Source organism: Rhodoferax sp. LS1P39, assembly GCF_056521425.1.
Genome location: NZ_JBWMAV010000002.1, coordinates 296,865 through 317,601 on the forward strand (window position 1 = coordinate 296,865; position 20,737 = coordinate 317,601).

Here is a 20,737-nt window from a genome sequence, read left to right on the forward strand (position 1 = left end):
CGGTCTTGCGTGCAGCCACCCCAGCCGAAGCAGCCCTGTGGGCTTGCACCCGGACGCAAAAAATCTCAGTCGTGCCGCCGGTGCGAGTCGCGCAGCACCAGGGAGCCGGGAGCCATCAGCGCCCGGCTCGTGGCGCTGGCGGGCTCCACGATCAGCCGGATGGCCTCGCCCACCAGGTAGTCCACCGGCTGGCGGAAGGTGGTGAGCTGGTAGCTGGGCGAGGCGGCCATCTCGATATCGTCAAAGCCGACGATGGCGATCTTGCGCTGGGCGTTGGCGGCCACCAGTGCGTCCATGGCCCCGATGGCCAGAATGTCGTTTTCGCAGAACAGCGCCTCCAGGCGGTCTGTGCGGGGGGTGGACTCCAGGTAGCGTTGCAGGGCATGCATGCCCTGCTCGCGGCGGTAGTGCGCAGTTTCGATCACCGTGGCCAGCGCCACGCCTGCGGCCTGCAGCCGGTCCCGAAAGCCCTCCATGCGGCGCAACTCGGTGCGCTCGGACAGCGGGCCCGCCATGTAGCCGATGCGCCGGTAGCCCTGGGCCAGAAACAGGTTGGCAATCTCCGCGCCAGCGGCATAGCCATCGGTGCTGACGAAGGGGATGTCCGCCTGCCCGCTGTTGCGCATGATGACCACCAGCGGGATGTGCTTGATGCGCTGCGCCAGCTCCACCAGGTCCCGCGTCAGCGTGGTGCCCAGAAACATGATGCCGTCCACCTGGAACTGGTCTGCCAGGCGCAGCGCCAGCGCAGGCCGGTACTCGGGGCTGGTGTTCAGCAACAGCGTGCTCAAACCCCGCGCCTGGAGCTGGCGGGTGGCCTCGTTCAAGGACACCAGCTGGTTGGGGTTGCCCAGCTCGTCCACCACCAGCGCAATCAGGCCGGTGCTGCGGGTCGACAGGCTGCGCGCCAGCAAATTGGGCGAATAACCCATGTCGGTGGCCAGCGCCCGGACGCGGTCGCGCACCTCGGGGGCGATGGAAGCCCCGTCGGTAAAGGCGCGGGACACGGTCCATTTGGAGACACCGGCGCGCTCGGCTACATCGCTGGCCGTGACTTTTTTGTTGGGATGGTCGGGGTGCATGGTGTGGGGCAGATGGAGTTCAAGGCGTATGCTGCCAGTCTATCCGCCTGCCATCGATGTGCACCCGAGTGCAAATCCGGTAAATCCTATCGAAAACCCTTAGAAAAATCCAATTGCGGCTGTGTAATGATCGCCACATTGGAAAATTAATTCGAAAAATTTAAATTTCGCACTTAATTTCTAAAAAATTTTGCCATGTTTTGCACCCGGTTGCAATTCATGAAATCTCAGACTTTGACCCTCAGGAACCCCATGGACGACTCACAACTCGGTAAACGCAACAAGCGCGGCGACTGGGCCCCGTACCAGGCGCTGGAGCCCGCCGCCCTGTGGGCGCGGCCCTTCAACCTGGGCAAGATCCTGCGCTGGCTGGTGTCGTACGTCTGGCCCTGGAACGCCCTGCACATGGCCAGCGCCCTGCTGTACTGGTACTGGGTGGTGCCCGATGTAGAGACCATGAAGACCTTGGGCTGGGGCTGGGCGCTGTGGCTGTATGCCGTGAACGCCGCCGCCGTGTTCGTGCTGTACGGCGCTTTTGAGCTGCAACTCTACGTGCGCCGCCGCCAGGGCACGACGTTCAAGTTCAACGGCAAATTCCCAGCCGACCAGCCCTCGGACGTTTTCTGGTTCAAAAGCCAGAACATAGACAACTTCTTGCGCAGCTTTTTGGTGTCTATCCCGCTGTGGACGGTGGTGGAAGTGCTGTTTCTGTGGTGCTTTGCCAATGGCTATGTGCCCTGGCTGGCCTGGGCCGACAACCCGTATTGGCTGGCGGCCCTGGTGCTGCTGGCCCCGGTGATCCACGAAACCCACTTCTTCTTCATCCACTGGGCCATGCACACCCGCCTGGGCTACAAGTGGGTGCACGCCATCCACCACAACTCGGTGAACCCCACGCCCTGGTCCTCGCTGTCCATGCACCCGGTAGAGGCATTTTTGTACCACGCAGTGGCGCTGTGGCACCTGGTGATTCCGTCCAACCCCATCATCGCGCTGTTCCAGCTGCACATCGCGGGCTTTGGCGCACTCAATGGCCACATCGGCTTTGACAAGGTCGAGGTGGTGGACGGTGTGGCGTTCGACAGCTCGGCCTATGCGCACTACCTGCACCACAAATACTTCGAGGTGAACTACGGCGGCGACCAGCTCGTGCCGCTGGACATGCTGTTTGGCACCTGGCACGACGGCTCCCCGGCAGGCGAAGCCCGCATGCAGGCCCGTTTTGACAAGAAGCGCGCCCGGATGAACGCAGAAACACCTTCCACTTAAACCGACCAAGGAACACCCCATGCCCGAATGGATCAACGCCTGCGCCGCGGATGCCGTGGAACCCGAAGAGGTCATCCGCTTCGACCACGCCGCCAAAACCTTCGCCATCTTCCGCAGCCTCGACGACCAGTACTACTGCACGGCAGGACTCTGCACCCACGAGGCCGTGCACCTGGCCGACGGCCTGGTCATGGACCATGAAGTCGAGTGCCCCAAACACAGCGGTGCGTTTGACTACCGCACCGGTGAAGCCCGGCGTGCGCCGGTCTGCGTGAACCTGAAAACTTTTCCCACCAAGGTCGAAAACGGCCGTATCCACATCGAAATCTGAAACCTATGACAAACGTATTCACCCTCGCCGCCTGCGCCGAAATGCTGTGGCGTGACAAACCCATGCAATGGCGCGTGCAGCGCCTCACCGAAATGGGCTTCCAGGTAGGGCTGTGGAACTGGCCCGAGCACGATCTGGCCCAGCTGGAAAAATCCGGCGCCAGCTTCTCCATCATGAACGGCTACCTGCGCGGCCGCCTGACCGACGACGAGGGCGCGGCCGAGCTGCTGCGCACCGCCCGCGAGACGGCCCAGGTGGGCAAACGCCTGGGCGTGGCACGCCTGAACCTGCACGGCACCGGCCTGGGCGATGGCGGCCTGCCCGTCACCCCCGTGCAGGTGGTCACCGGTGCGATGTGGCTCAAAGCCCGCGACACCCTGGCCCGCATCGCCGACCTGGCCGATGCCGAGGGCGTGACCTTCACATTAGAGAACCTGAACCTGCCGGTAGACCACCCCGGCGTGCCCTTTGGCCGGGCCGAAGACACCCTGGCCCTGGTGTCTGCCGTGAACCACCCGCGCCTGCGCCTGAATCTGGACCTGTACCACGCCCAGATCGGCGAAGGCAACCTGGTCGAACTCTGCCAACGCTGCCTGCCCTGGATTGGCGAAGTGCAGGTGGCCGACGTGCCCGGCCGCATGGAGCCCGGCACCGGCGAAATCAACTACCCCGGTATCGCCCGCGCGCTGCATGCCATGGGCTACCGCGGCCCGGTGGGCATGGAGGCCTTTGCCTCGGGCGACCCCGAAGCCGCGCTGGAAGCCTTCCGCTCCGCCTTCACCCTGCCCGCCTGATCCCCTTTCTTTCACCCCTCCCTCACTTTTTCAAGGAATCAACATGTTCAAAATTGGTCTTCTCGGCGCAGGCCGCATCGGCAATGTGCACGCCCAAAGCATCACCAGCCACCCCCTGTGCCAACTCGTGGCCATCTCCGATGCCCACATGCCCTCGGCAGAAAAGCTGGCCGCCACCTGCGGGGCTATAGCCCGCAGCACGCAAGACATCCTGAACGACCCGTCGATTGACGCAGTGCTGATCGCCACCTCTACCGACACCCACTCCCACCTGATTGAAGCCGCCACCGCCGCGGGCAAAGCCGTGCTGTGCGAAAAACCGGTGGACCTGGACCTGGGCCGCGCCCTGGCATGCCAGGAGGCCGTGAAAGACAGCGGCAAGCCCGTGATGATTGGCTTCAACCGCCGTTTCGATCCCCAGTTTGCCGCCTTGAAGCGCGCGCTGGATGCCGGTGAAATCGGCAAGGGCGAGCTGCTGTCCATCACCTCGTTCGACCCCGCGCCACCGCCGGTGTCGTACATCAAAGTGTCGGGCGGCCTGTTCCGCGACATGGCCATCCACGACTTCGACATGGCCTGCTGGCTGTTTGGCGGCCTGCCGGAAACCGTGTCGGCCATCGCCTCCAGCATCGTGGACCCGGCCATCGGCGAGGCGGGCGATGTGGACACCGCTGTGATCACCCTGCGCTGGGCCGATGGCCGCATCGCCGCCATCAAGAACAGCCGCCGCGCCGTCTACGGCTACGACCAGCGCGTGGAACTGCTGGGCTCCGAAGGCCTGCTGACCGCCAACAATGTGCTGGAGCACACCGTCACCAAGCTCACCACCGGCGGAGCCGTCAGCGCCAAGCCCGAGTTCTTCTTCCTGGAGCGCTACATGCGTGCCTACAAGGCCGAATGGAGCGCCTTCATCGCCGCCCTGGAGTCGGGCAGCGCCCTGCCCGTCACGCTCAAGGACGGCATCAACGCCCTGGCTGTGGCCGAAGCCGCCACGCTGTCCGCCAAACTGGGCAAGCCAGTGGCATTGAAAGACGGCCAACCCGTCACGGCCTGAGCCCCATGCAGGCCACCGCCCTGGAGGCGCGCATCACCCGCAACCTGCACAGCCTGAGCCCCAAGCTGCTGCAGGTGGCCCACTACTGCCTGCAGCATGCGCGGCAGTTGCACCTGTGCCGCATCCAGGAGGTGGCGCAGCACTGCGAGACCCAACCGGTTACCGTGGTGCGCCTGGCCAAGCGCTACGGGTTTCGCGGCTTTCTGGACTTCAAGATGGCGTTTTTGACCGAGGCCGGTGCGGACCAGGGCCAGGGTCTGCAGGTGGACGGCGACACAGTCAACGCGCTCGGCCTGGCCGCCCACCTGCTGGCCCAGGCCCGCACCGTGTGGCTGCAGGCCAGCCCCGCCACCGCACAAGTGGCCCAGTGCTACGCCGACATGCTGCGCGTGGCCGGGCTGCAGGTGCAGTGGCGGCCCGCGCTTGGGTGGCAGCCGGAACCGGGCGATGTGCTGCTGTGGGTGGCGCTGGCCAAAGAGAGCGCGGCAGCGCCCCAGAGCATGCCCGTGGTACGCATCAGCGATGCGCCCGATGCCAGCCCGCTGCACCATGCCCACCTCTGTACGCCCCACCTGGGCCAGGGTTTGCAAGGTATTCCGGCCGGACTGGCCCTGGCGCAGGCGGTGCACAGCGCCCGGCAAACGCTATTGATTCAGTAGCTTGTCACGCCCATGGAATAAGCGTCAGAGGCCTATTTCATCCCTATTTTTCTTATGGGCTGCGAAACTGCGCCGTCCACAACTTGCCCAAAGCAGCGGCCTCGGCACGGGGTGGGTCGCCCAGCAGCGTAACCTGGCCCTTCTGGTGCACCTGGGCGTACAGCACATTGCGCTGCGGGGCGTAGAGAAACAGCACGTTGTAGTCGTGGCAGTCGTGCGGCTTACACAGGTCGGCGCGCAAATACTCCTTGTTGCCCACTTTCACCCGCGCGATCTGGCTGTTCGGCCCCTCCATGCGGGCCAACCACGGCACCTGGCGCACCGAAGCGGAGATCAAGGCAAACTGGCTTTTGAATTGCGGCGTGGCAAACACCTCGTAGCTGAACGGGGCCGCGCCGGGCGCCACAGTGGCGGCGGGTGCCGCCACGGCGGGTGGGCCATCGCAGCGCCGGTACTGCGCGGCCATGCGGGCCGGACCCAGGTAGGCGGACAGCTTGTTGCCTTCGTTCTCGATCAAGATGTAGCGGCCACGCGGGTCTTCATGGACCAAAAACGTCATCTGCTCCTTGCCCTTGATCTGGCTGATAAAGGCCACCAAAAAACCCGCCGGTGGGCTGTTGCCAAAGTAGGAGTGCGCCGCCAGCACCTCGCGCCCGGTGATGCTCTGTCCGCCCTGCGCAAACACCAGGCTGCCGGGGCCGACCGCCAGGCGCGGCGCAGCGGGGTTCTGGCAGGCACTGGAATAGCGGCCACCGTAGTTTTTGAGCGCGGTGGCCGTCACGTCGTCCATGGCCTGCACGGGCGAGGTGCTGGCCCACAGACCCACCAACCATGCGCAGATCGGGCGGTAAGCCAGGGGCGAGAGGGGATGTACAGCAGCCATGGCAAGCAGACCTTCCAAACAGAATAGGATTTACGCAGCGCCCCTGCATCGCCCTTCGGGCTTACAGGGGGAACTTGCGTAAATCCTGAAGAAGTACTGCGGACCATCTTAGAACCAAATTGCTGCACTGCGGCATTTATTACCGAATCTGCAGAAAACGCTACAGTTTCAGTAGCTTCTCACGCTTATCTAATAAGCGCTGGCGACCAATTTCATCTAAATTGCTAGCGGATTGCCCTTAACCATTCGCCGCCGCCCACGGGTTCACCACGGTCAGTCCCGTGATGCCCACAAAGTCCTTAACCCACGGCCCTACACAATCAGTCTGGGGTTGCGGTCGAGACCCGCGCGGGGCGGCGTGCGGGCACGGGCAAGGCATCCACGTGCACACCGGCGAAGCGCTGGTGGATTTTTTGGGCGAAATCCAAGCCGCTAGACGGCTCGGGGCCCTGCACTGCGCGGCGCAAGATATCGCGGGCCTCCTGCTCCATCGAACAGCCGTGGCTGGCCACCAGCATGCGCAGTTGCGTTTTGAGTTGCTCGTCCAGATTGCGGATGGTGATGCTGGCCATGGGAGACTCCCGGTGATGGCAATGCATGCATTTTAAGCAAGCCAACGCATCCGCGTATTCGCTACAGCTTCAGTAGCTATTCAAGTGCAGAGGGCCTATTTTTGGCATGCTTTTTATAGAGGTTTGGCAAGCTGCGGCGTGATGGCCATGCATGCTGAGCCCGCTTGCGCAATCGCGTCAGCAACCGCGCGCATTCCCCTGGTGAGCGGTTTGTCTTGCCTGACAACCAAACCCAACTTCCGAACCAATGCAGGACGCAGGGGGCGGACCTGGAATGTCTGCTTTTCAAACTCCCGCAATGACATCTCGGGAATGATGCTATAGCCGAGTCCTATAGACACCATCTCCTTGATTGCCTCAACACTACCCAATTCCATTTCAGGTCGTACCCGCACGCCCTCTGCCAATAACCATGCATCTACGAGCAGGCGTGTGTTGGCATCCGGTTCAAACAGGAGCAACGGTAACGCCGATAAATCTGCGGGCACCACCACCTTGGGTAGCCTGGGCGATTCTCGGGGGCCAATGGCAACAAAGGCGTCATGCACCGCGTCGCTCACCTGCAGCGCCCTGCTGGAAACCGGCAAGGTGACCAACGCGATGTCGAGAGCGTTCTCTTCCACACGCCGAACAATGTCGTTCGTGTTTCCGGTGCTCACCACGACTTGCAATGCTGGAAATTCCCCACGCAGCCGCCGAAGCACCGGCGGCAGAAAATGAAGACACGCGGTGGCACCTGTTCCTAACCGCACGGTCCCTTTTGTACCCTCTGCATGAGAGGCCACAGCCTGCGCAGCTTGCTGTACCGCATCCAGTATGTCGCGGGCGTGGCCCTGCAGGGATACGCCCGCAGGCGTGGGTGCAACGCCCTGACCCACGCGCTCCACCAGTCTGGTGGCCAGTCTCCGCTCCAATTCTCGGACTTGCAGACTGACGGCTGGCTGGCTCAAGTTCAACCGCAATGCCGCTTTGGAAAAACTGCCTGTTTCCAGGACCAGTACGAAGGCCTGGAGCTGGTCCAAAGAAAAGGGTGAAATCAAAGTTTTTCTTATGCAAAGTAGAAGTCGCTGCAGCTTCCCTTATTTTCTAGTGCAGGTCAAGATGCGGTCCATGCACTCTATTGCCTCCTCTTCCCATTGTTTACAGCCCCACATCGCCGCGGCCCGCTCTTTCCACATGCCTGCCATGCGCGAAATTTACGCTCCGCACGTGTTGGTCGGGTTAGCCTCTTTTGAAGAGGTTGTGCCCAGCCTGGAGGAAATGCATGGACGGCATGATTCCTTGCGCCGCATGGGGCTACCGTGGCTTGTCGCACTGGAAGGCGAGACTGTTCTGGGCTACGCCTATGCGGGACGCTTCAGGACGCGGGCCGCGTACCGCGGTACGGTGGAGAACTCGGTGTACGTCGGCGATGCCCACCAAGGGCGCGGTGTAGGTCAGGCTTTGCTCCAAGCCCTGGTCCGGGAGTGCCAGGATGCACATTTCAAGCAAATGGTGGCGGTCATTGGCAACAGCGCAAACCTGGGCTCCATCCGTTTGCATGAAAAAGCCGGTTTCCACCATGTTGGCGTGCTGCGCGCTGTGGGGAACAAGTTTGGGCAGGCGGTAGACACGGTGTTAATGCAGCGCAGCCTGGAGCTTGCATGACAACCCCACCCGACGAGGCCAAGCCGGGTTGGTTGGGCTTGTTGTGTGGGACGCGGGTGTTGCAGGCAAGCGTTGCGACGGCATGGGCTGGTGTTATGCCCCAGGTCATACAGGAATGGGGTTTGGCGGCATCCCAGGCGGGATTGGTGCAAAGCGCATGGCATGTGGGTTATCTCATATCGCTTTTTTGCGTCGGGTTCATCGCCGACCGGATTGGGCCCCGGCGTGTCTTTTGGGCTGCAAGTGTGCTGACCGCCCTGGCCGCTATGCTTTTTGCCGCCGGTGCCCGCGGGCCCGTCTCTGCAGCGCTTTTATTTGGACTTACGGGCTTGTGCGCCGGGGGATGCTACAGCCCTGGCCTGCAGTTGCTGGCCGCGAATGCCGCGCCCGCCCAGCGGGGTAAGTCCATGGGCGCTTTCATCGGCGCATCGTCCTTGGGTTATGGTCTATCGTTGGCGGTGGTTGCTGCCTGCACGAACTTCATCTCATGGCGGGCCACTCTCGCGTGCATCGCGGGATTGGTCGCCACAGGTGCATTTTTGACGTTAATGGCATTGGGCCGCATGCGGCCTGACCCGCGCGCCACGCGTGAACACTCTATCCACGCTGCCCGCACTTCTCTGGTTGCAACCTTGCAAGACAAACCGGCCATGGCCGGAAACTGGGCGTACGCAGCACACTGCTGGGAGTTGATGGCGTTGTGGGCATGGCTACCTGCTTACCTTGCCTTCTCTGCACAGGAAGGCGGGCTCTCGCCAACGCAAGGCATTGCGCTGGCGGCCCTGGCGCATTTAGTCAGCGTGGCGGGAAGTGTGGTGGGGGGCACTGCATCCGACCGGTTTGGCCGCACCCGGATCATGATGGTCGCCACCTGCGCCAGCCTCGCCTGTTCTTTCAGTTTTGGCTGGATATGGGCCGCACCTATCTGGGTCGTGGCAAGCATGGGCGCTTTTTACAATTTGTGTGCCATTGCGGATTCTTCGTCATACACCTCTGCGCTCGCGGATGTGGTTCCACCAGCGCGGCTTGGTGCCGCCTTGTCTGTGCGATCTGTCATGGGATTCGGCGCTGGCGCGATCAGCCCCTGGGTCTTTGGCATCGCGCTGGATTGGGGGCATGCCCATTTCGCTTTGCCAGGGCCAAAATGGGTGCTGGCATGGACGACCGTAGGGGCTGGTGCGCTTTTAGGACCTTGGATGATTCTGCGTTTTCAACGCCTCACATCCCGCTAAGGCAAGTCTGCACAAGATCCCGTGCGGAACTTGCACCTAATTCCCTAGAAACTCCCTCACCAGCTTGAGGTCGCCCACACGGTCGCACACGGCCTTCACCGCCACCAGGATGGGCATGCCCAGCAGCAGGCCTTACAGGCCCATTTCATTCAAATTTCTCAAAAAACGCCTGCAGCCTGCCCACAAGCGCCTGCTTCTGCGCTGCGGGGATGAAGCTGGCCTCAAAGCTGTTGGCGGCGAGCTGGTAGGCGTGTTGGGCGTTGAGGCCGGTGGCGGCGAAGGTTTGGGTGAAGTTCTCGTTCAGGTAGCCGCCGAAATAAGCCGGGTCGTCGGAATTGACCATGGCCACCAGGCCCGCGTCCAGCAGAGCACCCAGGTTGTGGTCGGCCAGATTCGGGAACACACAGAGCTTCTGGTTGGACAGCGGGCAGACGGTGAGCGGGATGCGGTCTTTGGCCAGGCGCTGCATCAGCAGCGGGTCTTGGGTGGACTGCACGCCGTGGTCGATGCGCTCTACCTTCAATACGTCTAGCGCGCTCCAGATGTAGGCCGGGGGGCCCTCCTCGCCTGCGTGGGCCACCAGGCGAAAGCCCAGTTCGCGGCAGCGGGCGAAGACTTTGGCGAACTTCTCGGGCGGGTGGCCTAGCTCGCTGGAGTCCAGGCCGATGCCAATGAATTTGTCGCGCAGCGGCAGGGCCTGCTCCAGGGTGGCAAAGGCGTCTTCTTCGCTGAGGTGGCGCAGAAAGCACAGGATCAGCACGGCGCTCAGGCCCCACATTTTTTGCGCATCCACGCAGGCACGGTGCAGGCCGTGGATGACCGTTTCCATGGCCACGCCGCGCGCGATGTGGGTTTGCGGGTCGAAGAAGATCTCGGTGTGGACGATGTTGTCGGCAGCGGCCCGTGCCAGGTAGGCGTGGGCCATGTCGTAGAAATCTTGCTCTTTAAGCAGCACGCTGGCCCCGGCGTAATAGATGTCAAGAAAGCTTTGCAGGTTGGTGAAGGCGTAGGCGCTGCGCAGCTCTTCGACGCTGGCGTAGGGAATGGCGACCTGGTTGCGCTGGGCCAGGGCAAAGATCAGCTCGGGCTCCAGCGAGCCTTCGATGTGGATGTGCAGCTCGGCCTTGGGCATGCCGCGCAGCAGGTCGGGCAGGCGCTCAGGCGCAATGGCGGGTACGGTGAAAGTGGTCATTAGCAGACTCCAAAGGTAATGCCCATATTTTTGAGATAGCGGCGGTAGGCGGCAGAGGCCTTGTCGGCCACGGTGTGCAGCTCGGCGCGCGGGTCCAGCGGCAGGCGCTGGGGGGTTTGCGATTCCAGCACCGGCTGGTCTTGTTCAAAGATGGTGTGCTGGAAGGCCTGCAGCGTGGCGTCCGTTGACACCCAATCGCTGCAAGCCAGTCTAAACCAGACCCGGCTGCGCTCCGGCCCCAGCGGGCAGATGAACAGGCCAATCGCCTCGCGGAAATCGGCCAGGGCCACGCTGGCCGGATCGGGCAGCTTGGTCAGCACCGCGGTGTACGGCGCATCCACCGCGTAGGTGTACTCGACTTGGGCGGGGCCGGTGGCCTGTACGCTGGACTGCGGCTGCCAGGCCTTGCACTGCGTGGCCAGCAGGCCGGTTGCTGTTGTTTCAACGCGGTAGTCGTCGATGCTGGAGGCACTGCGCGTGCCCAGCCAGCCCTCGTGCACAAAGGCAAAGTGCGCCATGTCCAGAAAGTTCTCTACCAGGCGCGGCGCACTGGTGGCCACGTCATACGGCCCGCAAATCAGCTTGCGCAGGCGGCTGTCGTCCTCGGCGGCAAAGGCCACCACCGGCACATCGGATGCCTCCAGCTGCACCCATACCAGCCCATAGCGCTCGCAGGCCGCAAAGCTGCGCGCCGTATGCGTGGCGGGCGGGGTGAACGTGGGCAAGGCCGGTACATGCACGCACTGCCCCGAGGCCGCAAACTGCCAGCCGTGGTAGGCGCATTCCAGCCGGTCGCCGCACACCCGCCCCAAGGACAGCCGTGCGCCGCGGTGCGGGCACTGGTCGGCCCAGGCATGCGCCACCCCGGCCGCGTCGCGCCACAGCACGACGGCCTGCTCCAGCAGCACCACGGCCAGCGGCGCATCCGCCAGATCCGCGCTGGCCACCACCGGGTGCCAAAGAGTGTTTTCCATCATCGTGCGAAGGTATCAGCAAAGACCATGCCCAAACGAAAAAAGCCGCTCGGCAAGAGCGGCTTTTTGGATGCCATGGAGGGTGTGCTTATTTTCCGCCAGGGATCTTGCCCTCTACGCCTTTAACGTAAAAATTGACACCGCCCAAAAAGGCATCGTCGGCCACCGCGTCCTTGGCCACCACCACCTTGCCGGACTGGTCCATGATCGGGCCCTTCCAGATCACGAAGCTGCCGTCGGCCAGGCCTTTTTTGATCTCTTCGACCTGGGTCTTGGTTTCGGCAGGCACATCTTCGGCGATGGACACGATGTCGATCGCGCCTTCTTTCACGCCCCACCAGCTCTTGCCCGCAGCCCACTTGCCGTCCAGCGCGTCCTTGGTGGCCTTGATGTAGTACGGGCCCCAGTTGATCACGGCGGAAGCCAGGTGGGCCTTGGGGCCGTAGGCGGTCATGTCCGAATCCCAACCAAATGCGCGCTTGCCCTTGGCTTCGGCGGTTTTCAGCACGGCGGGGGAATCGGTGTTCTGGAACAGCACGTCGGCACCGCCGTTGATCAGCGCAGTAGCGGCTTCGGTTTCCTTGGGTGGGCTGAACCATTCATTGACCCAGACCACCTTGGTCTTGATCTTCGGGTTCACGCTTTGCGCGCCCAGGGTGAAGCTGTTGATGTTGCGGATGACTTCCGGGATTGGGATGGAGCCCACCACACCCAGGGTGTTGGTCTTGGTCATCTTGCCTGCGATCACACCGGCCATGTACGCGCCCTCATACGTGCGGCTGTCGTAGATGGCCATGTTGTCGGCATTCTTGTAGCCGGTGGCGTGCTCGAACTTCACGTCCTTGCTGTCAGCGGCCACTTTCAGCATGGACTCCATGTAGCCAAAGGTGGTGCCGAAAATCAGCTTGTTGCCCTGGCCCACCATGTCGCGGAACACGCGCTCGGCATCGGCCGATTCGGGCACGCTTTCGACAAAGCTGGTGACGATCTTGTCGCCCATTTCCTTTTCCAGCGCCTTGCGGCCATTGTCGTGCGCAAAGGTCCAGCCGCCGTCGCCCACCGGGCCGACGTAGGCAAACGCAATCTTCAGCGGCTCGGGCTTGGGCGCTTCGGCAGCGGGGGCCGATGCGGCGGGCTCAGCGGCCGGGGCCGGTGCGGGCTCTTCCTTTTTGCCACAGCCCACCAGGGCCGCCGCCACCGCAGACGCGGCAGCCAGTTGGATCAGGGTACGTTTCTTCAGGTCGGTCATAAAGTCTCTTTCAGACAGGGTTAAATACAACGAGGCAACAGATACTAACGAAACAACCCACTTGTCAGACAGAACGCACGCACGCCAGAACACCGCAGAACTGGCTCTGCCAGGCTGCTGGTGTTGCCCCCTGCAAGGGGGTTGGCGAAAAGCGCTTGCGCTGTAGCCTGGGGGTGTGCATCTATGAACTGGGGAAAAAGGGTTTCCCCAGCGAGGCGGGCATGTTGATGCGGATCCACACCGGGTTGCGCGAAATCAGCGCCAGCACCACGATGGTGGCCAGATAGGGCAGCATGCTCAGCAGCTGGATGGGCACCTCCACCCCCACGCTTTGCAGGTGAAACTGCAGCATGGTCACGCCGCCAAACAGGTAGGCGCCCAGCAGCACCCGCATGGGCCGCCAGGTGGCAAAGGTGGTCAGCGCCAGCGCGATCCAGCCCTTGCCCGCCACCATGCCCTCGACCCACAAGGGGGTGTAGGCCAGCGAGATGAAAGCCCCCGACAGCCCGCACAGCGCGCCGCCCACCACCACCGCCATAAAGCGGATGCGCCGCACCGGGTAGCCCAGTGCATGGGCCGATTCGGGCGACTCGCCCACCGAGCGCAGCACCAGGCCGCTGCGGGTGCGGTACAAAAACCAGACCAGCGCCGCCACCAGCGCCATAGCCACATACACCAGCGGGTGCTGGCGAAACAGCGCCGGGCCGATCAGCGGAATATCGCCCAGCACCGGCACCGCAAACTGGATGCGCTCGGGCAGCTTGGCCTGCACGTAGGTGATACCGGCAAACGCCGAAAACCCCGCGCCAAACAGGCTCAGCGCCAGGCCGGTGGCGTACTGGTTGGTGTTGAGCCAGATCACCAGCACGCCAAACAGCGCCGCCAGCAGGGCCCCCACGCCCATGCCCGCGGCAAAGCCCAGCCAGTCGCTGCCGGTATGCACCACCGTGGCAAACCCGGCAATGGCGGCGCACAGCATCATGCCCTCGGCCCCCAGGTTGACGATACCGGCCTTTTCGTTGACCAGCAGGCCCAGCGCGGCCAGCGCCAGCACCGTGCCCGCACTCAGCGTGGCGGCAAATAACAAAGCATACGATTCCATCACGCCTCCTTCTTAAAACGGACGCGGTAAGCGATCAAGGTGTCGCAGGTCAGCAGCGTAAACAGCAGCAAGCCCTGGAACACACCGGTCAGCGATTTGGGCAGGCCCAGGCGCGACTGCGCCAGCTCACCGCCGATATAGAACATGCTCATCAGCACGGCAGAGAACACCATGCCCACCGGGTGCAGCCGCCCCACAAAGGCCACGATGATGGCCGCAAAACCGTAGCCCGCAGGCAGGTACAGCGTGAGCTGGCCAATCGGCCCGGCCACCTCCAGCGCACCGGCAAGGCCCGCCGCGCCGCCCGACACCAGCAGCGCCACCCACAGTGCCTTGCGCGAAGAGAACCCGGCGTAGCGCGCAGCGGCCGGGGCCAGCCCGCCCACCTGCTGGGCAAACCCGGCCCGGGTGCGAAACAGGTACACCCACAGCACCAGCACGCCCACCAGCGCCACCAGCAGCCCGATGCTGACCCGCGAGCCGGTAAACAGCCGCGGGATGCGGGTGATGGCCTCGAAGTTCTTGGTCTGCGGGAAGTTGTAGCCCAGCGGGTCTTTCCAGGGGCCATCGACCATGAAGCCCAGCAGTTGCACCGCCACGTAGACCAGCATCAGGCTGACCAGAATCTCGCTGGCGTTGAACTTGTCGCGCAGCAGCGCCGCAATGCCGCCCCAGACCATGCCGCCCAGCACCCCGGCCAGCAGAATCGGCAGCACGATCCAGCCGCCGGTGGTTTTATCGGCCAGCAGCGCCACGCCGCTGGCGCAAATGGCCCCCACCACGTACTGGCCCTCGGCTCCGATGTTCCACACGTTGGAGCGAAAGCACACCGCCAGCCCCAGCGCAATCACCAGCAGCGGCGTGGCCTTGACCATCAGCTCGCCCAGCGCATACGGCGACTTGATGGGCTCCCAAAAGAACACCTGCAGGCCTTTGACGGGGTCTTTGCCCAGTGCCATGAACAAAGCCACGCCGATCACCACCGTGACCAGCAGCGCCAGGATGGGCGAGCCGTAGCCCCAAAATTTGGACGGCTGGGGGCGGGCTTCAAGCTTGAACATGGGCCGCCTCCTGGCTAGCTGGTGCATTCCACAAACCGCTCATCCATTCTCCAATCTGTGCCACGGTGGCATCGGCCCGCGCCACCGAGGGCGACAGCCGCCCCTTGGCAATGACGTGCAGCCGGTCGCATATTTCAAACAACTCGTCCAGCTCTTCGCTAACCACCAGCACCGCGCACCCGGCATCGCGCAGGGCCAAAATCTCGCCACGTATCTGCGCCGACGCGCCCACGTCCACGCCCCAAGTGGGTTGCGAGACGATCAGCAGCTTCGGCTTGGCGTCGATCTCGCGGCCCACGATGAACTTTTGCAAATTGCCACCCGAGAGCGACTTGGCAGCGGCATTCGGCCCGCCGGTTTTGACCTTGAAGCGGTCGATGATGCTTTGCGCCTGGGTTTGCAGCACACCCAGTTGGATCCAGCCGCTGGAGGTGATGGCATCCGAGCGGGTGAGCATCAGGTTGTGCGCCAGGCCCAGCGTGGGCACGGCCCCCCGGCCAAGCCGTTCCTCGGGCACGAAATGCAGGCCCAGTGCCCGGCGCTGCTGGGGGCCCAGCTTGCCCGCGGGCTGGCCTGCCACCTGCACCATGTTGGCGGCGCAGCGCGTGTCTTCACCCGACAGCGCGTACAACAGCTCGCGCTGGCCGTTGCCCGACACACCCGCAATGCCCACCACCTCGCCCGCCTTGACCTGCAGGGAAATACCGTCCAGTTCCACGCCAAACTGGTCTTCGCGCGCCAGTTGCAAGGCCTGCACCTGCAGCACGGTGGGGCCGGTCTTGACCACCCGGTGCTGCAGCGCAGGCGGCTCGGCACCGATCATCAAACGGCTCAGCGAGGCATTGGTTTCTTGGGCAGGGTTGCACACGCCGGTGACCGTGCCGCCACGCAGTACGGTACAGGCGGTGCACAGCGCGCGGATCTCGTGCAGCTTGTGGCTGATGTACAAGATGCTGCAGCCCTCGGAGACCAACTGGTTCAGCACCACAAACAGCTTTTCCACCGCCTGTGGGGTCAGCACCGAGGTGGGCTCGTCCAGAATCAATAGCTTGGGGTTGGTCAGCAGCGCGCGGATGATTTCCACCCGCTGCATCTCGCCCACGGCCAGGGTATGTACCGGGCGGCTGGGGTCGATGTCCAGGCCGTAGGCGCTGGCCTTGGCTGTTATACGCTGGGTTACTTCTGCCAGGCTCAGGCTTTTGTCCAGGCCCAGCCACACGTTTTCGGCTACCGTCAGGGTGTCGAACAGGCTGAAATGCTGGAACACCATGCTGATACCCAACGCCCGCGCCTCCTGCGGGTTGCGGATATGGACCGGCTGGCCGTTGAACATCACCGTGCCCTCGTCGGGCTTGACCGAGCCGTAGATGATCTTCATCAGCGTGGACTTGCCCGCGCCGTTCTCGCCCAGTACCGCGTGCGCCTCGCCGGGCTGCACCGTCAACGACACGTTGCTGTTGGCTACCACCGCCGGGTAACGCTTGGTGATGTTCGTCAGTTGCAGTCTGGGTGGTGCCATGCGTTGAGACTCTTTTTTATAAAAATATGGGTGCTGCCGCTTATGGAATGGGCACGAGCAGCTACTTTTTACATAGCAAACCAGTGCAAGACCCCGAAAGCTTTGCAGATACCCCAGCAAGCTCAGTGCCAACCGCGTAAATATTGCGAACAATGGCGGTACACAGTCAGTAAACGACGCGTATCCTAACCCGCAACAGCCTTATATAAGTGCTGCAATGCACCAAAATGGGTGGTGTGACTATTGCATGCTGCGCTTCACAAGATTTGCCTAGAAGGACCCCCGAGCCATGACGACCCAACCCCTGCGCTTTCTGCGGCGCGGCCAGACCATCACGCTGCACAACGTGCCGCCCGACCGCACCCTGCTGCAGGTGCTGCGCGAAGATCTGAACACCACCGGCACCAAGGAAGGCTGCGGCGAGGGCGACTGCGGGGCCTGCACCGTGGTGTTGGCGGAACCCGAAAACGGTACGCTGCGCTACAAGGCCATCAATAGCTGCATCCGCCTGGCCCATTCCATTGACGGCATGGCGCTGTGGACGGTGGAAGACATCGCCCAGGCCGACGGCAGCCTGCACCCGGCGCAAGAGGCCATGGTGCAGTGCCATGGCTCGCAGTGCGGCTTTTGCACGCCGGGCTTTGTGATGAGCCTGTTTGGCATGTACCAAAACAGCACCTGCCAGGGACAAACCATCAGCCGTGCGGGCGCACAAGAGGCCTTGTCGGGCAACCTGTGCCGCTGCACCGGCTACCGCCCGATTCTGGATGCCGCCCAGGCCATGGAGCAGCTGCCCGCCGTGCGCATCGACGAGGCCGATGTGCTACAGAAATTAGAGCTGCTTGCGCTTAGCAATAGGGCGGCAGAGGCCGATTCGGCTTATAAATCCCCGCGCACCCTGGCCGAGCTGCTGGCCGCGCGCGCCGCCCACCCCCAGGCCCAGATCGTGGCCGGGTGTACCGACGTGGGCCTGTGGGTTACCAAGATGCACAAGCACTTCGAGAGCGTGCTCGACGTGACCCAGGTGGAAGAACTGCGCCAGACCGCATCCAAACCCGACGGCCTGCACATCGGTGCCGCCGTGACCTTGCACGATGCCTACACCGCCCTGGTCGCCACCCGCCCGCAACTGCACAGCTTTGCCTCTCGCTTCGCCGGACTGCCGGTGCGCAACTCGGGCACCCTGGGCGGCAACGTAGCCAACGGCTCGCCGATTGGCGACTCCATGCCGCTGCTGATCGCGCTGGGGGCCAGCGTGGTGTTGGCCAGCCAGCGCGGGGAGCGCGAGCTGCCGCTGGAGAATTTGTACACCGGCTACCGCACGAATGTGATGGCAGCGGACGAGGTGCTGGCGTGGGTCAAGGTGCCGCATGCGGGTGCCGAATTCATGCGGGTGTACAAAATCTCGAAACGGTTTGACGACGACATTTCGGCCGTCTGCCTGGCGCTGAGTCTGACGGTGGACAACGGGGTTGTCACAGCCGCCTCCATCGGCGTAGGCGGAGTAGCCGCCACTCCGGTGCGCGCCGTGCAGACCCAGGCGGCCCTGGTCGGCCAGACCTGGACCCTGGCCACGGCCCAGGCCGCCGCAGCCGCCCTGCGCGCCGAATTCCAGCCCATCTCCGACATGCGGGCCAGCGCCGCCTACCGCAGCGAGGTCATGGGCAACCTGCTGCAACGCTTCTGGCTGGAAAGCCAGGGGCAGACCCAGATCAACCTTGCCACTTTCGACGTGGAGGCCTGCGCATGAACGCCCCCGACAAACTCAGCATCTCGACCGCCTCCACAGGCACCAGCCAGCCCCACGAGAGCGCCCGCGCCCAGGTGGCAGGCGCGGCGCATTACATCGACGACCTGCCCGAGGTGCGCGGCACCCTGCATGCCGCGCCCATCCTGTCCACCGTGGCCCACGGCAAGCTTTTGGGTGTGGACAGCCGCGCCGCACGCGCCATGCCCGGCGTGCAGGCGATCATCCTCAGCCAGGACATTCCCGGCGACAAGATGCTGGCCGCCTTTGCCCATGACGAGCCGGTGTTTGCCTTTGATGCCGTGCTGCACATCGGCCAGGTGATCGGCCTGGTGGTGGCCGACACGGTGATGCAGGCCCGCGAAGCCGCCCGCGCCATCCAGCTCGACATCGAGGCCCTGCCCGCCCTGCTGGACGTGCGCGCCGCCCACGCCGCGCAAAGCTACGTGCTACCCCCAGTGTTCGTGCGCCGGGGCGATGCCGCACAGGCTTTAGCTGCTGCCCCGCACACCCTCACCGGCCAGCTCGAAGTAGGCGGGCAAGAGCACTTTTACCTCGAAGGCCAGGTCGCCTACGTGCTGCCGCAAGAGCAAAACCAATGGCTGGTGCACTCCAGCACCCAGCACCCCGGCGAGGTGCAGCACTGGGTGGCACACGCGCTCGGCATCGCCAACCACGCCGTCAAGGTCGAATGCCGCCGCATGGGCGGCGGCTTTGGTGGCAAGGAGACCCAGGCCGGGCACCTGGCCGTGTGGGCGGCGGTGGCGGCCAATAAGCTGCACCGTCCCATCAAGCTGCGCTTCGACCGCGATGACGACTTCATGGTTACCGGCAAGCGCCACCCGTTTGCCTACGACTACACCGTGGGCTACGACGACGCAGGCCTGGTCTGCGGCCTGCAGCTCACCATGCTGGCCAACTGCGGCTTCAGCGCCGACCTGAGCGGCCCGGTGGCCGACCGCGCCGTGTTCCATGCCGACAACGCCTACTTTCTGGCCGATGTAGACATCGCCTCGTACCGCGTCAAAACCCACACCCAAAGCCACACCGCCTTCCGCGGCTTCGGCGGGCCGCAGGGCGTGATCGTGATCGAAACCATCCTGGGCGAGATCGCCCGGCAGCTCAAATTGGACCCGCTGGCCGTGCGCCGCCACAACCTCTACGACGCTGCCGACACGCCCAACGCCAAGCGCAACGTCACCCACTACCAGATGCAAGTGGAAGACAACATCCTGCATCCCATGCTCTCAAAAATAGAGCAGACTTCGGGTTACATAGGGCGCAGAGAGGCTATTACGGCCTGGAACGCGGCCAACCCGGTGATCCAGCGCGGCATCAGCATCACGCCGGTGAAGTTCGGCATCTCGTTCACCGCCACCCTGTTTAACCAGGCCGGTGCGCTGGTCCACGTCTACACCGACGGCAGCGTGCAGGTCAACCACGGCGGCACCGAGATGGGCCAGGGCCTGAACACCAAGGTAGCGCAAGTCGTGGCCGACGAGCTGGGCATCCCCTTCGCCAGCGTGCTGGCCACGGCGGCCGACACCAGCAAAGTGCCCAACGCCTCGGCCACGGCGGCCAGCAGCGGCACAGACCTCAATGGCCGCGCGGCCCAGTACGCCGCCCGCAACGTGCGCGACAACCTGGCCGCGTTCGCCTCCGGGCTGGACAACTGCGGCGCCGGGGCGGTGCAGTTCAAGGGCGGCCAGGTCATCACACCCACCACCAGCCGCCCGTTTGCCAGCCTGGTGCAGCAGGCCTACGCCAACCGCATCCAGCTGTGGAGCGACGGCTTCTACCGCACGCCCAAAATCCACTACGACAAAACCACGCTGACGGGCCGCCCGTTCTACTACTTCGCCTACGGCGCGGCCTGCACCGAGGTGGCCATCGACACCCTGACGGGTGAGAGCCGCGTGCTGAAAATCGACGTGCTGTACGACGCAGGCACCAGCATCAACCCCGCCATCGACATCGGCCAGGTCGAGGGTGGCTTCATCCAGGGCATGGGCTGGCTGACCACCGAGCAACTGGTGTGGAACGCCAAGGGTTACCTGAGTACCCACGCCCCCAGCACCTACAAAATCCCCGCCACCGGCGACATCCCCGCCCACTTCAAGGTCGACCTGTGGGAGCAGCCCAACCGTGAGGACAACGTAGGCGGCAGCAAGGCCGTGGGCGAGCCGCCCTTCATGCTGGCGATCAGCGTGTTTGAAGCGCTGAAGGAAGCGATTGCCTCGGCGCGCGGCGATGGCGCGGTAGTGCAACTGGCGGCTCCGGCGACTGCGGAGAACGTGCTGTGGGCGCTGGGGGCAAAATCATAGCCAAATAGGCCTCTAGCGCTTATTCCATCAGCACGAGCAGCTCCTA

19 protein-coding genes are annotated in these 20,737 nt (G+C 63.7%); 9 read left to right on the plus strand and 10 right to left on the minus strand.

Annotation, left to right across the window (positions count from 1 at the left end):
* Positions 1-65: 65 nt before the first annotated feature.
* Positions 66-1,082, minus strand: a complete 1,017-nt coding sequence (locus AC097O_RS04740; RefSeq protein WP_479591710.1) for a LacI family DNA-binding transcriptional regulator — start codon at positions 1,080-1,082, stop codon at positions 66-68.
* A 252-nt stretch (positions 1,083-1,334) separates the two neighbouring features.
* Between AC097O_RS04740 and AC097O_RS04745 the strand changes: the two genes are divergently transcribed.
* Genes AC097O_RS04745 through AC097O_RS04765 form a run of 5 tightly spaced genes read left to right on the plus strand, consistent with a single transcriptional unit; the run spans position 1,335 to position 5,189 of the window.
* Positions 1,335-2,351 carry a sterol desaturase family protein gene (locus AC097O_RS04745; RefSeq protein ID WP_479591711.1) on the plus strand — a complete coding sequence of 339 codons (1,017 nt, stop codon included), beginning with the start codon at positions 1,335-1,337 and terminating at the stop codon, positions 2,349-2,351.
* A gap of 19 nt (positions 2,352-2,370) precedes the next feature.
* Positions 2,371-2,682, plus strand: coding sequence for a MocE family 2Fe-2S type ferredoxin (locus tag AC097O_RS04750; protein ID WP_479591712.1), 312 nt, complete (start codon positions 2,371-2,373; stop codon positions 2,680-2,682).
* A gap of 5 nt (positions 2,683-2,687) precedes the next feature.
* On the plus strand, positions 2,688-3,476 hold the full coding sequence (locus tag AC097O_RS04755; RefSeq protein WP_479591713.1) for a TIM barrel protein: 789 nt from the start codon (positions 2,688-2,690) through the stop codon (positions 3,474-3,476).
* A gap of 43 nt (positions 3,477-3,519) precedes the next feature.
* Positions 3,520-4,530, plus strand: coding sequence for an inositol 2-dehydrogenase (gene iolG, locus AC097O_RS04760; protein WP_479591714.1), 1,011 nt, complete (start codon positions 3,520-3,522; stop codon positions 4,528-4,530).
* A 5-nt stretch (positions 4,531-4,535) separates the two neighbouring features.
* On the plus strand, positions 4,536-5,189 hold the full coding sequence (locus AC097O_RS04765) for a MurR/RpiR family transcriptional regulator (protein ID WP_479591715.1): 654 nt from the start codon (positions 4,536-4,538) through the stop codon (positions 5,187-5,189).
* A gap of 52 nt (positions 5,190-5,241) precedes the next feature.
* Here the strand turns inward: AC097O_RS04765 and AC097O_RS04770 are convergent, their stop codons facing one another.
* The 3 genes from AC097O_RS04770 to AC097O_RS04780 form a co-directional block, all read right to left on the minus strand.
* Entirely contained in the window at positions 5,242-6,072 is an 831-nt protein-coding gene (locus AC097O_RS04770) for an Ivy family c-type lysozyme inhibitor (protein WP_479591716.1), read from the minus strand.
* A 320-nt stretch (positions 6,073-6,392) separates the two neighbouring features.
* Positions 6,393-6,644, minus strand: coding sequence for a FitA-like ribbon-helix-helix domain-containing protein (locus tag AC097O_RS04775; protein ID WP_479591717.1), 252 nt, complete (start codon positions 6,642-6,644; stop codon positions 6,393-6,395).
* Between the two features lie 113 nt (positions 6,645-6,757).
* Positions 6,758-7,684 carry a LysR family transcriptional regulator gene (locus AC097O_RS04780; RefSeq protein ID WP_479591718.1) on the minus strand — a complete coding sequence of 309 codons (927 nt, stop codon included), beginning with the start codon at positions 7,682-7,684 and terminating at the stop codon, positions 6,758-6,760.
* 145 nt (positions 7,685-7,829) lie between these two features.
* Here AC097O_RS04780 and AC097O_RS04785 point away from each other — a divergent pair, with 145 nt between their 5' ends.
* Both AC097O_RS04785 and AC097O_RS04790 read left to right on the plus strand, forming a co-directional pair.
* On the plus strand, positions 7,830-8,291 hold the full coding sequence (locus AC097O_RS04785; RefSeq protein ID WP_479591719.1) for an N-acetyltransferase family protein: 462 nt from the start codon (positions 7,830-7,832) through the stop codon (positions 8,289-8,291).
* Entirely contained in the window at positions 8,288-9,523 is a 1,236-nt protein-coding gene (locus AC097O_RS04790) for an MFS transporter (protein WP_479591720.1), read from the plus strand. Before AC097O_RS04785 ends, AC097O_RS04790 begins: the two co-directional genes overlap by 4 nt.
* 145 nt (positions 9,524-9,668) lie before the next feature.
* Here the strand turns inward: AC097O_RS04790 and AC097O_RS04795 are convergent, their stop codons facing one another.
* From AC097O_RS04795 to AC097O_RS04820, 6 genes are all read right to left on the minus strand, one after another.
* Positions 9,669-10,715 carry an adenosine deaminase gene (locus AC097O_RS04795; RefSeq protein WP_479591721.1) on the minus strand — a complete coding sequence of 349 codons (1,047 nt, stop codon included), beginning with the start codon at positions 10,713-10,715 and terminating at the stop codon, positions 9,669-9,671.
* Entirely contained in the window at positions 10,715-11,692 is a 978-nt protein-coding gene (locus AC097O_RS04800; RefSeq protein ID WP_479591722.1) for an aromatic ring-hydroxylating dioxygenase subunit alpha, read from the minus strand. Before AC097O_RS04800 ends, AC097O_RS04795 begins: the two co-directional genes overlap by 1 nt.
* A gap of 85 nt (positions 11,693-11,777) precedes the next feature.
* Positions 11,778-12,938 (minus strand): BMP family ABC transporter substrate-binding protein, encoded by a 1,161-nt coding sequence (locus AC097O_RS04805; protein ID WP_315243744.1) that lies wholly within the window; start codon positions 12,936-12,938, stop codon positions 11,778-11,780.
* Positions 12,939-13,119: 181 nt separating this feature from the next.
* Positions 13,120-14,040: an ABC transporter permease gene (locus AC097O_RS04810; RefSeq protein ID WP_479591723.1), complete on the minus strand. Its 921-nt coding sequence runs from the start codon at positions 14,038-14,040 to the stop codon at positions 13,120-13,122.
* A complete protein-coding gene (locus tag AC097O_RS04815) occupies positions 14,040-15,101 on the minus strand; it encodes an ABC transporter permease (RefSeq protein ID WP_479591724.1) in 1,062 nt (353 codons plus the stop codon). The genes AC097O_RS04810 and AC097O_RS04815 overlap by 1 nt, the downstream gene beginning before the upstream one ends.
* Positions 15,088-16,620, minus strand: coding sequence for an ABC transporter ATP-binding protein (locus tag AC097O_RS04820; protein ID WP_479591725.1), 1,533 nt, complete (start codon positions 16,618-16,620; stop codon positions 15,088-15,090). Before AC097O_RS04820 ends, AC097O_RS04815 begins: the two co-directional genes overlap by 14 nt.
* 289 nt (positions 16,621-16,909) lie before the next feature.
* On the opposite strand from AC097O_RS04820, the gene xdhA reads away from it, so the two are divergent.
* Both xdhA and xdhB read left to right on the plus strand, forming a co-directional pair.
* Positions 16,910-18,370, plus strand: a complete 1,461-nt coding sequence (xdhA, locus tag AC097O_RS04825; RefSeq protein ID WP_479591726.1) for a xanthine dehydrogenase small subunit — start codon at positions 16,910-16,912, stop codon at positions 18,368-18,370.
* Positions 18,367-20,691 carry a xanthine dehydrogenase molybdopterin binding subunit gene (gene xdhB, locus AC097O_RS04830; protein ID WP_479591727.1) on the plus strand — a complete coding sequence of 775 codons (2,325 nt, stop codon included), beginning with the start codon at positions 18,367-18,369 and terminating at the stop codon, positions 20,689-20,691. Before xdhA ends, xdhB begins: the two co-directional genes overlap by 4 nt.
* Positions 20,692-20,737 lie beyond the last annotated feature (46 nt).